Source organism: Suttonella indologenes (assembly GCF_900460215.1).
Taxonomy (GTDB): Bacteria; Pseudomonadota; Gammaproteobacteria; order Cardiobacteriales; family Cardiobacteriaceae; genus Suttonella; species Suttonella indologenes.
In genome coordinates this window covers 113,694-126,621 of sequence record NZ_UHIA01000003.1, presented here as the reverse complement: position 1 = coordinate 126,621, position 12,928 = coordinate 113,694, and the positions used below count along the sequence as shown (strand labels likewise).

Annotated in this window: 10 protein-coding genes; 9 read left to right on the top strand and 1 reads right to left on the bottom strand. The window is 53.2% G+C overall.

Annotated elements, in window-relative coordinates:
• Window positions 1–11 precede the first annotated feature (11 nt).
• Both DYC63_RS01035 and recG read left to right on the top strand, forming a co-directional pair.
• Window positions 12–398: a RidA family protein gene (locus DYC63_RS01035; protein WP_115217533.1), complete on the top strand. Its 387-nt coding sequence runs from the start codon at window positions 12–14 to the stop codon at window positions 396–398.
• 2 nt (window positions 399–400) lie between these two features.
• Window positions 401–2,452 carry an ATP-dependent DNA helicase RecG gene (gene recG, locus DYC63_RS01030; protein ID WP_115217532.1) on the top strand — a complete coding sequence of 684 codons (2,052 nt, stop codon included), beginning with the start codon at window positions 401–403 and terminating at the stop codon, window positions 2,450–2,452.
• Window positions 2,453–2,916: 464 nt separating this feature from the next.
• Here recG and DYC63_RS01020 read toward each other — a convergent pair whose 3' ends face one another.
• Window positions 2,917–3,693, bottom strand: coding sequence for a cell division protein ZapD (locus DYC63_RS01020; RefSeq protein WP_115217530.1), 777 nt, complete (start codon window positions 3,691–3,693; stop codon window positions 2,917–2,919).
• 287 nt (window positions 3,694–3,980) lie between these two features.
• Between DYC63_RS01020 and tal the strand changes: the two genes are divergently transcribed.
• The 7 genes from tal to DYC63_RS00985 are packed head-to-tail and all read left to right on the top strand — an operon-like array spanning window position 3,981 to window position 12,519.
• Window positions 3,981–7,949, top strand: a complete 3,969-nt coding sequence (gene tal / locus DYC63_RS01015) for a transaldolase (protein ID WP_115217529.1) — start codon at window positions 3,981–3,983, stop codon at window positions 7,947–7,949.
• Window positions 7,939–8,136: a Trm112 family protein gene (locus DYC63_RS01010; RefSeq protein WP_115217528.1), complete on the top strand. Its 198-nt coding sequence runs from the start codon at window positions 7,939–7,941 to the stop codon at window positions 8,134–8,136. The genes tal and DYC63_RS01010 overlap by 11 nt, the downstream gene beginning before the upstream one ends.
• Window positions 8,129–8,869, top strand: coding sequence for a 3-deoxy-manno-octulosonate cytidylyltransferase (gene kdsB, locus DYC63_RS01005; RefSeq protein ID WP_115217527.1), 741 nt, complete (start codon window positions 8,129–8,131; stop codon window positions 8,867–8,869). The genes DYC63_RS01010 and kdsB overlap by 8 nt, the downstream gene beginning before the upstream one ends.
• Before the next feature lie 23 nt (window positions 8,870–8,892).
• Window positions 8,893–10,713, top strand: a complete 1,821-nt coding sequence (uvrC, locus tag DYC63_RS01000) for an excinuclease ABC subunit UvrC (protein WP_245887971.1) — start codon at window positions 8,893–8,895, stop codon at window positions 10,711–10,713.
• A gap of 31 nt (window positions 10,714–10,744) precedes the next feature.
• A complete protein-coding gene (gene pgsA, locus DYC63_RS00995) occupies window positions 10,745–11,305 on the top strand; it encodes a CDP-diacylglycerol--glycerol-3-phosphate 3-phosphatidyltransferase (RefSeq protein ID WP_115217525.1) in 561 nt (186 codons plus the stop codon).
• Window positions 11,306–11,318: 13 nt separating this feature from the next.
• The gene (gene rnt / locus DYC63_RS00990; RefSeq protein WP_115217524.1) at window positions 11,319–11,966 is read left to right on the top strand and encodes a ribonuclease T; all 648 of its coding nucleotides are present in this window, start codon (window positions 11,319–11,321) and stop codon (window positions 11,964–11,966) included.
• Complete coding sequence (locus DYC63_RS00985; RefSeq protein WP_115217523.1) at window positions 11,938–12,519, top strand: DUF2167 domain-containing protein; 582 nt, start codon at window positions 11,938–11,940, stop codon at window positions 12,517–12,519. Before rnt ends, DYC63_RS00985 begins: the two co-directional genes overlap by 29 nt.
• Window positions 12,520–12,928: the final 409 nt, after the last annotated feature.

The window sequence follows — 12,928 nt, the reverse complement described above, 5'->3', positions numbered from 1 at the left end:
AGGAGAAATGTATGTTTGAAAAGCAGATTATTCAAAGCGATAAAGCACCGAAAGCGATCGGACCTTACTCCCAAGCGGTGCGCGTGGGCGATTTGGTTTTCGTATCGGGACAAATTCCGCTCGACCCGAATACCGGCGAACTGGTCGGCGAAGATTTCAAAGCCCAAGCCGAGCAAGTGATTGATAATCTTGCCGCGATTTGCCAAGCGGCAGGCGGCGATTTAAGCAATATCGTGAAATTGAATGTCTATCTGACGGATTTAAGCCGCTTTGCCGAATTTAACGAAGTGATGAATTCGCGCTTTGCCGCCCCTTATCCGGCGCGTGCGGCGCTGGGCATCAGCGCTTTGCCCAAAGGCGCGCAGGTGGAAGCCGAAGCGGTGCTTGCGCTTGCTTAATAATGCTGGATTTTGACGACAGTCTGCAATCCGCTTTAGGTCTGAGTGATGCCCTCACTCAGACTTTTTTACGTGCGGGTCTGCGCCGCGTGCGCGATGTCTTGCTGACCTTGCCGCTGCGCTATGAAGATCGCTCGCATCTCACGCCGGTCGCCGCTTTGCGCGACGGACAAACGGCACTGGTGCACGGCTATGTGCAGCGCTGCCAAATTCAGGAAGGCCGCCGCCGCTTGCTGCGCGTGGAGATTAAAGACGATAACGGCGATGTCTTCCGCTTGGTATATTTCCGTTTTTACCCCAGCCAAATCAAACCGTTTCGCGAAAACCGCCGCGGCTTGTTTTACGGCAAGGTTGCCTACAACTCCTATGGCTACGATATGGCGCATCCTGAAATCACATGGCTGGACGAGGGCGATGTGGTGCAATTGCCCGACAGTTTGCAGGCGGTCTATCCCAGCGTGAAAGGCTTAAGCCAAATGCGTTGGCGGCAAGCGGTGCATCAGCTCTTAGCGCAATTGCCGCCTGCGCCGCAGGACCCTTTAAGCGCGGCGGGTTACTGGGATTTTGCCCGCGCTTTGCATGCCCTGCATCAGCCCTCATTGGCGGAGGTCTTGCCCTGTCCCGATGATAATCAGCATCCTGCGAAAAAACGCCTGATTATCGAAGAATTAGCCGCGCATCAATTGTCCTTGCACAATGCCCGCACCCAATTGCGCCGCCTACCTGCGCCCGCCCTGCCGGCGGATAGTCCTTTAGTGCGGCGTTTTTTGCAAGGTCTGCCTTTTCAGCTGACAGAGGCGCAAGCGCGTGTATATCAGGAAATTGCCGCCGATATGGCGCGCCCTGTGCCGATGCTGCGTTTGGTGCAGGGCGATGTCGGTTCGGGCAAAACGGTGATTGCCCTGCTGGCTTGCTTGCAGGCGGTGGCGGCCGGTAAACAGGCCGTCTTTATGGCGCCGACGGAGCTTTTAGCCGAGCAACATGCGCAAAATATGCAGCGTTTACTGGCGGATTTGCCGCTGCGCAGCGTTTTGCTGGTCAGCAAATTACGCGCTAAAGAGAAGAGACAAATATTGGCGGAGATTGCGGCAGGCGAAGCGCATCTGATTATCGGCACCCATGCCGTCTTCCAAGAACAGGTGCAATATCAGGATTTGGCTTTGGTGGCGGTGGACGAGCAGCACCGCTTTGGCGTGCATCAACGTCTACAATTGCAGGAAAAAGCCGCCGCCGGGCAGGCGGTGCATCAATTGGTGCTGACCGCCACGCCGATTCCGCGCACCCTCGCCATGAGCGCTTACGGCGAATTGGATACCTCGATTATCGACGTATTACCGGCAGGGCGGCAGCCGATTCGCACCTCCGTGATGAGCAATGCGCGCCGCGACGAGCTGATTGCCAGAGTGGGCGCCGCTTGCCGCCAAGGCGCACAGGCCTATTGGGTCTGTCCGTTGATTGAAGAATCGGAAGTCTTGGAATGCGAAAACGCCGAGGCGGTCAGCGCTCACATCCAAGCCCTCCTGCCCGATGTGCGCGTGGCATTGGTACATGGGCGAATAGAGAGTAAAGAACGCAGCGAGACCATGCGGCGCTTTGCGGCGGCGGAGATTGATTTATTAGTCGCCACTACCGTGATAGAAGTGGGCGTAGATGTGCCGAATGCCTCGCTGATGGTTATTGAAAACGCCGAACGTTTCGGACTCTCGCAATTGCACCAATTGCGCGGGCGGGTCGGGCGCGGCAGCGTGCAATCGGACTGCATTTTGATGTATCAAGCGCCTTTGGGCGAAACCGCCAAACGCCGCCTGAATATGATGCGCGACAGTACGGACGGTTTTCGCATCGCCGAAGAGGATTTGCGCATTCGCGGCGCGGGAGAATTACTCGGCACGCGGCAGACCGGCGCATTGGGTTTGAAAATCGCCGATATCGAACGCGACCAAGTCTTGCTTGCTGAAGCGGAGCAAATCGCCGACGCATTGGAAGGCAGCGATTATGCCGCAGTCTTACTGGCGCGCTGGATTGGGAAAAATACAGAATATTTGAAGGTATAGACGCACTGCCGCGGATATGAGGGCAATACTCAGACACAGAAGCTATAGTCGAAGCCTTTGATGCAGATTGGCTGTTAGAGGAACTGAACGAAAGCGCTTGCCAAGCGGTGATTGCGCCGACGAGCAAGCGAAAACTGCAACGTGCTTATGATCGGCATATGTACAAATGGCGTCATTTGCTAGAAAATGTTTTCTGTGATTTAAAAGAGTTTAAGAAGATAGCCATGCCTTCGGAGAAAACGGACAGATCCTTTGCGGCAAACATTTACCTCGCTGCAACCATTATGGCTTTAAGGTGATTGTCAACAGACCCTAGAATAGAAACACGAAAGGCACCTTAAACAGAAAGTGCCTTTTTATATAGTACCTTAACTTCAAAATGAGACTTAGAGATACACATTTTGTCAGGAGAAGCGCTTAGAATAATCTCATTTTGAAGTTAAGAGACTATATTTTTCAATTCCTTATAACACGCAGACTTGTAAACCGAAGGACACCGGTTTTTCTGTTTGCGCCGAGCGCAGCTGCGGATCGGGTTGCTCCATAAAACGAATCGCAAAGCGATGATTGTCGCCGCTGATGCGCGGAAAGACTGAATATTGCGGGGCAAGATGCACGCGTAATAATTGGTTTTTTTTGTCCTTTTCCAAGGTTTTTAAAAACATGCCGTCATCGGTATGTTCTTCGGTAATCGTCGCACCGCAGCGCACTAAGGTCAAAATTAAGCCGATGGCTTTGGCAATGGGAGAAAATAATGAATAGCAGTAGGGCAGAAAGCCGTTTCCCTGCTCGCAATTTTTTGCCAGCCAAAATTGATAGGCCGGTACTTCAAACAGGCAGTTGCCGCTCTGATTGAAATTGCGTTGGCGCAGACTGTTAAATAATTCATTCTCGCGCAAAGCGCTAATCGGATTGAAATTCATGTCGTGAATCTCAATGAGACTGCGGTCAATATCTTCGTCATGCCGGCAATGGATATGCACATGTTCGATTTCACGTGCCAGTAAAATTCTTAAGCGCTGTAATTCTTTGAGAATTTCCGCACGGATTTCATAGCGGTGGAGAAAATCCAAGACATCGAATAAAGCATCTAAAAAAAGCTGAATCGAATAATATTCGTCGGCTTTGTGAAACAGACGCATCTGTTCGAACATGCTGTCAAGACGCATAAATAAACGCATACGTTCCGAAAGCGGATGTTCATAGATATAAGACTTTGCTTCAATGGGATTATTCTGCATAAAACTTCCTTTATTTTGCGGCATATCCTGTCATAAGATAGGGACTAGGGCAAGCTTGAGAATTGCCTATATCGGTCCAAATTGGTATAGTTTAGCGCCTCAAGATTTCACTACTAAACGGAATTTTTTCGTGTTACACGCGTTCGGAAACGACAGATTTTTTACAGCAGCGGGCTACGCATTTGTTTTTGCTTGGCTTGATGCTTATTTCTATTGTGTACTTAACCTATTATCACCGGCAAAAAGCGCCTTGAGAGCGTTTGTCGGCTCTTGGAGAATTCAAAATAATGAAAAAGATGCTTATCAATGCCACGCAGCACGAAGAGCTGCGCGTGGCGCTGGTCGACGGCCAGCAACTCTACGATCTGGATATGGAAACCCTCTATTCCGCCCAGAAAAAATCCAATATCTACAAAGGCAAAATTACAAGAATTGAGCCCTCTTTAGAAGCGGTTTTTGTCGATTACGGCAGCCAAAGACACGGTTTTTTGCCCTTTAAGGAAATCGCTAAAGAATATCTGATCGGCTCCACCAATACCCAAGGCGAAAAGCTCGGCATGAAAGACATGCTCGAAGTCGGACAAGATGTTTTGGTGCAGATTGAAAAAGAAGAGCGCGGCAATAAAGGCGCGGCACTGACGACCTATATCAGTCTGGCAGGGCGTTTCTTAGTCCTGATGCCGAATAATCCGCGCGCCGGCGGCGTTTCGCGCCGCATTCAGGGCGATGAGCGCAAAGAATTGCGCGATACTTTGGACCAATTGGAAATCCCTGAAGATATGGGCGTGATTGTGCGCACCGCAGGGGTCGGACGTGTGCAGGAAGAATTGCAATGGGATTTGGATTTTCTCATGCAAGTCTGGACGGCGATTAGCGAAGAATACGTTAAAAGCCCGCCGCAGCGCCTTATTTATCAAGAAAGCAATATTATCGTGCGCGCTTTGCGCGATTATCTGCGCCCCGATATTGCGCAGATTCTGATTGACGACCCGCGCGTCTATCAGCAAGCCTTGAGCTTCATGAATTTGGTCATGCCATCTAGCGCGAACAAACTCAAATTATACGAAGACACCACGCCGCTCTTTACCCGCTATCAAATCGAAGGACAAATCGAAAGCGCCTATCAACGCACCGTCAAACTGCCTTCCGGCGGCGAGATTGTGATTGACTACACCGAAGCCTTGGTCTCGATTGACATCAACTCCTCCAAAGCTACCAAAGGCGGCGATATTGAAGAAACCGCCTATCAAACCAATTTGGAAGCGGCGGACGAAATTGCCCGCCAAATGCGTCTGCGCGATTTCGGCGGATTGATTGTGATCGATTTCATCGACATGCTTTCGCAGCGCAACCGCAAAGATATTGAACAGCGTCTGTATGATGCCACCACTATCGACCGTGCGCGCGTGCAAATCGGGCGGATTTCGCGCTTCGGTTTATTGGAAATGTCGCGCCAACGGCTGCGCGCTTCGATTGACGAAGCCAGTCATCAAGTCTGTCCGCGTTGCAAAGGGCAGGGCAGCATCCGCGGTATTCAGTCGCAGTCATTATCGATTCTGCGCCTGATTGAAGAAGAGGCGATGAAAGACCGCACCGTGCGCATCATCGGCGAATTGCCGGTTTCGATCGCCACTTACCTGCTCAATGAAAAACGCAGCGCCCTGCGCGGCATCGAGCAGCGTCATGAAGTAGATATCGTTTTGATGCCGAACGTGAATTTGCATACGCCGGATTATTGCATCGAGCGTGTGCGCGATGACGAGGTCGATGAAGAGCGGATTCCAAGCTATCGCATGCCGCTGCGCCATGAAAGCAACGAAGATACGCCGCTTCAGCACGGACACATGCCTGCGCCGGAGCAGGCGGCGGTATCGAATATTGTGCCGCATGCTCCTGCGCCGCAGCAGTCCGAGAAAACGGAAAAACGCGAGAAAGGCGGTCTGTCCGCCCTGTTCTCGAAAGTCGTTGCCTTGTTTAAAGACAGCGGCAGTGCTGCGCCTAATGCCGAGCAAGTGCGCGAGCAGGTAAAAAACAAAGAAAAAAATAATCGTCAGCCGCGGCAAGACCGTCAGCGGCAAGCGCGTCAAGAACGCCAAGAAGCGCGCGGCGAGAAAGAAAATCGCGATGAAGAGCGGCGTCAGCCACGGCGCGAACGTCAGCGTCAGCAAGACACGGCGGCGCTTGAGAAACTTGCTGCGCAAGAGCGTGTTGAGTCAAATACCGCTGCGGGAAACCTGCCGCGCGAAGAGAAAAGCAATCGCCGCCGCGCCAAAGCCGAGCCGGTGCAAGATGATGTGAATCCGAGCATCGAGCAATTGCAAAATCCGCCGGAAACGATTAACGGACGTCCCGTCGGCAAAGGCCGTCCGCGTGACGTGCATGCGGTACGCGGACAAGGCAAAGCGCCTGAAACCCGCCGTGCCGCCCAAGAGCAGCAAGCGGCTTATGAGGTGGAAGCGGAAACCGCAGCGTTCGAAAATCTGCAAGCCGATTTGCCCTTTGCTCCTGCGCAGCATAATGAAGCCGCAGCAGTCCAAGAGCCGGCACCGCAAGCCCCTGCCGTTAAATCCGCTCAGCCGGGTTTGGTGAGCTTTTTAAGCGACGGCGAAACCGCAACGACAGCCGAAACGGTGGAAACCGCGGCAGAAGAAGCGGCTACAGAAGCAGTCGAAACGGAAGAAACAGCGCCAATAACGGCGGACGTGGCCGCAGAAGCGCATGAAAGCGCCGCAACAGCCGTCGGTGAAAACGCGGAAGCCGCCGAAGCGCCGGCGAAAAAAACACGGACGCGCCGCACGAGAAAATCCGCCGCAGAAAAAGCGGCGGCAGAAGCGGCGCAGGCGGCAGAAGCCGAGACGGAAATCCCTGCCGAATCCGTAGCGGCAGAAACGCTTAGCGAAACTGCTGAAGCGCAAGTCCTAGAAGTGCAGGAAGAAAAGCCTGTGCAAGCGGTAGAAGCGGCTGAAACCGCCGCTCCGCTTGAGCAAGCCGAACCAAGCAGCGAAGAAACGGTCGCTGAAGCGGAAAAGGCAGTAACTGAGGAAGAAGCGGCTGTCCAAGTGAAGGAAGAAGCGGCAGAAACTACAGAAGTCATTGCGGAAAAAGCCAATCCCCTACAGCAATTGGCGCAATTCGGGCAGAGCGCTTGGTATGACAACATCCACCGCGCCATGCTGAAAAACGGCGAATTGCAACGTCTGATTGAAGAAGACGATTTGCGCGGCGTAACCTCCAATCCGGCGATTTTCCAAAAAGCGCTGGCGGAAAGCGAAGGTTATGACCAAGCCTTGCAGCACTGGCTGGAGAACAACACCGGCGGCGTGCGCGACGCTTTCTTCGCCTTGGCAATCGAAGATATTCAAATGGCCTGCGACCAAATGTTGCCCGTATTTGAGCGCACAGGCGGCGTGGACGGCATGGTATCTTTGGAAGTTTCGCCCGATATTGCCCATGACAGCGAAAAAACCATTGCCGAAGCCAAAGCCCTGTTTGCCAAAGTGGCGCGTGAAAACGTGATGATTAAAGTGCCGGCGACCGAAGCAGGTGTGCGCGCCGTTCGCGAACTGACGGCGGCAGGCGTGCATGTCAATGCCACTTTGCTCTTCTCCGTCTCGCGCTATCAGCAAGTGCTGGAAGCCTATATCGACGGCTTGAAAGCGCGTGTGGCGGCAGGTGAGTCGATTGATTACCTGCGTTCGGTGGCGAGTTTCTTCGTCAGCCGCGTGGACAGCGCGATTGACGAAGCCCTGCCGGAAGAACATGCCGCTCTGCGCGGACGGGCGGCGGTAGCCAATGCGCAATTGGCGTACCGCTACTTCTTGGAGCGGATTAGCCATGACGATTGGCTGGACTTGCAGCAAAAAGGCGCGAAAGTGCAGCGTTTGCTCTGGGCAAGCACCGGCACGAAAAATCCGCAGTATTCCGACACCCGCTATGTCGATTTATTAATCGGGCGCAATACCGTCAATACCATTCCGCCTGCCACCTATCAAGCCTTTAAAGACCACGGACGTGCCAGCGACAGCCTGCTGCGCCGCATAGAGGAAGCGCCGCAATTGATGCGGCGCATGGCGGAAATCGGCATCGATATGGAGAAAATCGCGGCGAAATTGGAAAAAGAAGGCATCGCGCAATTTGAAAAAGCCTTTGCCGATTTACTCAATACGTTATCAGGCAAAATCAAAGCGCTGCGTCAAGCACCAGCCGATGAGGGGCAAAATGAACACGAAGAAGAGGGCGCGGATGATGGACAATAATCTGCTTGCCCTGCTGCGCTGCCCGATTGACGGCAATCCCTTGGAATTGAGTGACGACGGCGCTTATTTAATCAATCAGGCGGCGCAGCGCCGCTATCCGATTGAAAACGGCATTGCCATGCTCCTGCCCGAGCATGCGCAAAATCCGGCATCTTTACCGGCGCCTGATGAGCCGCAAGATGACTGATATTCAAATCGTCATTCCTGCCCGCTATGCCGCCACGCGCTTGCCGGGCAAACCCTTGCAATTATTAGCCGGCGAGCCGATGATTGTGCATACGGCGCGCCGTGCCGCCCAAAGCGGTCTGCCTGTTTTAGTCGCTTATGATGATGAACGCATCGGTGCGGTATTGGCGCAATACGGCATTGCCGCCATTGCCACCAGTACCGCGCATGAAAACGGCACGCACCGCTTAAGCGAAGTGGTACAGAAAAAAGGCTGGAATGACGACACCCTGATTGTTAATGTGCAGGGCGACGAACCGCTGCTGCCGCCGACTTTGATTAGACAAGTGGCGGATTGCCTTATCCGCCATCCCGAAGCGGCGGTCGCCACCCTTGCCACGCCTTTTCAGAGCGATGAATCGCCGGCATCGCCCAATATGGTAAAAGTCGTCAGCGATATGCAGGGTTATGCCCTGTATTTCTCGCGCAGCTTATTGCCCTGCGTGCGCGACGGCGGCGATTTTCCTTACCGCCGCCATATTGGCATTTATGCCTATCGCGGCAAAGCCCTGCGCGCCTATCCGCAATTAGCCGCCACCCCTTTGGAGCAGGCGGAAAAGCTCGAGCAACTGCGCTTTTTGGAGCAGGGTTTCCGCATTGCGGTGGACAATGTGGCGCAGGCGCCGCCGGCAGGCGTGGACAGTCCCGAAGATGCGCAGCGCGTTGATGCGCTCTTGCGTGCCACCGCAGACTAGTCGGCAAGCGTGTTTTGATGGCGATGAGCGAACAGCGCCGTTTTGATCCCAAAACCTTTTTAAGCCATGTGACTACCCGCCCGGGAGTGTACCAAATGCGCGATGCCGCCGGCGTTGTTTTATATGTCGGCAAAGCCAAAAACCTGCGCAAACGCCTCTCGAGCTATTTCCGCAGCCAAGGCTTGTCCGGTAAAACCCAAGCATTGATGAAAGCGGTGGTCGATATCGATACCACCGCCACCGCCAGCGAAACCGAAGCCCTGATTTTAGAAAACAATCTGATTAAGGCGCATCGTCCCAAATTCAATATCTTATTGCGCGACGATAAAAGTTACCCCTTCATTCATCTGTCGGCGCATGCTTTTCCGCGTCTGTCCCTGCATCGCGGCGCGCGCAAACAGGGCGAATATTTCGGGCCTTATCCGAATGTGCAGGCGGTGCGCCATGCCTTGGATTTGCTGCAAAAAGTCTTCCGCGTGCGCCAATGCGAAGACAGCTATTTCGCCAACCGCAGCCGTCCTTGCCTACAATATCAAATCGAGCGCTGCTACGCCCCCTGCGTGGACTACATCGCCAAAGCGGACTATGCGCAAACCGTTGCCGCTACGCGCGATTTCCTCAAAGGACGCAGCGACAGCCTGCTGCAAGACTTAGACCAAGCCATGCAAGCCGCCAGCCATGCACAGGAATACGAACAAGCGGCGCGTTTGCGCGACCAATTGATGCAATTACGCAAACTCACGGAGCGCCAACACATGGTGGCAGGCGCGGCGGATGCCGATATCTTGGCGGTGGTCAGCGACTACGGCGAAGTCTGCGTGCAAGCCCTGTTTTACCGCGACGGACACAATGTCAGCTCGCAGGCCTTCTATCCCAAACTGCCCGAGCCTTTGCCGGAAGCGGAAGTCTTGGCGGCATTTATCGGGCAGTTCTATCATGAACGCCTGCCGCCGCCGCAACTCATCCTTAGCCATGAACCGCCGGATGCCGATTGGCTGATGGATTATTTAAGCGAAAAAGCGGGGCGCAAAGTGCAATTCAGTACCCAGCCGCGTGAAGACCGCCGCCGCTGGCTGGAAATGGCGCAGGAAAACGCCAAAATGAGCCTTAGCCTGCGTTTATCGGGCAAAATGACGATGGAAAACCGCTTCCGCGCCCTTGCCGAAGCCTTTCATTTGCCGTCGATTCCCCAGCGTCTCGAATGCGGCGACATCAGCCATATGCAGGGCGAATATACCATCGCTTCCTGCGTTGTCTTCGACCATCGCGGCGCGCTGAAATCCGACTATCGCCGCTATAAAATTCAAGATATTCAGCCCGGCGACGACTATGCCGCCATGCGACAAATGCTCATGCGCCGCTTCACGCGCCTGAAAAACGGCGAAGGCATCATGCCGGATATCTTCTTTGTCGACGGCGGACGCGGACAACTCAATCAAGCGATAGAAGTCTTTGCCGAACTCGGTATTCAAGGCGTGCAGCTTATCGGCGTCGCCAAAGGGCAGGGGCGCAAAGCCGGCTTGGAACAATTCTGGTTTCCCCATGAAAGCCAAGCCCGCTACCTGCCGCCGGACAGCCAAGCCATGCAATTAATCGTACAAATCCGCGACGAAGCCCACCGCTTCGCCATCACCGGACACCGCAGCGGACGCGATAAAAAAGCCAAGCAATCGGTCTTGGAAAACATCGCCGGCGTAGGCGCGAAACGCCGTCAAGCCCTGATTCGCCATTTCGGCGGCATACAGGGCGTCTTGGCGGCAAGCAGCGAAGAGATTTCGCGCGTTCAAGGAATTAGTGCTACACTGGCGCAGGAAATTTATGCCAGCTTGCACGAAAACGGCTGAAATAAAGCATTCAAGGGAAAAAGGATGAATCATGGCAGGTCTTGCTACCAAACTCACCATATTGCGCGTTGCCTTAATACCGCTCTTTGCGCTCTTTTACTATTGCCACCCCGAATCATGGGGACAATGGCTGGCCTTATGGGTCTATGTCATTGCCTGCGTGACCGATTATTTCGACGGCTATCTGGCGCGCCGTATGAAGGAAGTCAGCGCTTTCGGCGCCTTTCTCGACCCCGTGGCGGATAAACTCATGGTCTGCGTCATCTTAGTTATCGTCCTCTCGCACTTTCCCGAGCAATGGCTGCTGCTCTGCACTCTCATTATCATCGCACGCGAAATTTGGATTTCCGCCCTACGCGAATGGATGGCATCGATGAACATGCGTGATGTGGTTGCCGTCGGCAAAGTCGGCAAATGGAAAACCACCGCCCAAATGCTGGCATTAGGCTTTTTAATCTTCCGCGAACCCTTTATCGGTCTGCCCATTTGGCAAATCGGACAAGTGCTGCTGATTATCGCCGCCGCCTTAACCCTATACTCCATGCTTCTCTACACCCAGCAGGCATGGCAAGCCCTCAATCAAACGAAATAAAGCGCAGGAGCGCATGACAGAAAGAAAAATCAACCGGCGTTTTCGCGGCTTTTTGCCCGTTGTCGTCGATGTGGAAACAGGCGGCTTCGACCGCAGCAAAGACGCCCTATTAGAAGTCGCCGCCGTCTTTGTGAACTTTAACGCCGAAGGCAAACTCGTGCCTGTGGACACTCTGCATTACCACGTCAAACCCTTTGCAGGCGCCAACATCGACCCCGAATCCCTCAAAATTACGGGCATCGACCCCTTTCATCCCCTGCGCCCCGCTCTGGACGAAGGCAAAGTCGCAAACAAACTCTTCGGTGCCATCCGCGAATACCAAAAAGCCCAGCAATGCACGCGCAGCATTCTAGTCGGACACAACGCCCAATTTGATCTAGGCTTTATCAACGCCCTTGCCGAGCGTACCAAATACGATCGCAACCCCTTCCATCCCTTTAGCGCCCTAGACACCGTATCCCTCGGCGCATTGGCATACGGGCAAACCGTATTGGCACGCATTGCCCGCCAAGCGGGATTGGAATACGACAGCAGCCGCGCGCACGGCGCCAAATACGACACCGAACTCACGGCGGAAATCTTCTGCCGCATCGTTAATCTATGGTCTGAAAAATACGGAGAACTGCCATTTTATGAAGCAAGCGACCCTGATAGCCCCTGAAGGCTGGACAGTACTCAAGCCCGCCGAGCAAAACGCATTCATTCAAGCGGAATTCGGACAAGAACTGGGGCGTAACATCCTCGCCGTGGCGCGCAAAAACGGCGCGCAAGACGTATTCGCGCTATTGGAATACCGCCAAACAGGCTACATCGAAAATCCCTCATTGCAGCAAATCAACGAACAAGTACTGATTCAAAAAGCCAATGAAGACCTGCAAATGATGAACCAAGAAAACGGCTTCTCCGAAGCGGAAAAAATCCGCTGGAAAGGCTTTGTCCTCAAACCGCGCTTTGACGAACAACACTATGTGCTCGATTACGGCGTAGAACTGCGTTTCGGCGACCTGCCGGCAGTCAATCTCTACCGCATGCAACTGCTGCGCGACGGCGTGCTGATTCTGACCCTTGTCGGCATGTCGCAAGACCAACTCAATTTCAACGGCTGGCAATACCGCTACGACAGCGCATGGAATTATCGGCAATACAATCCCAACCGCGACCGCAAAGCAGAAGGCACGTTAGCGAACCTTATGCTGATGAACCGCTTTATCTAAAAAAGTCGGATATTTATATCCGACTTTTTGTTTGTTAAAAACATTGTTTTAAATCAAAAAGATATCGGATTCGAGAATCCGACCTAGTGCTGAAGCAAATAATCCTTTTAGAGTGGGCAACTTGTTGCCCACGCGGTTTAATCTTTTACACATCGGCGTAAACAATAAGGAATATAACGCTTTAAGCGTTCTCCTTTGTCATGAATTGACTATATAGCTAATTCATGACGAAATTGATTATTTTTCAATCGGGTAGGTCGGATACTTGTATCCGACATGACTTAAAATATAAATTTGTCGGATTCAAGAATCCGACCTATCTCTTTATAAATTAGTATCTTAGGTATTTATGTCCAACATAATTTGTCATGCGAGTACTTTCCGGCATAAACGCCTAAGCTAAGGTTAA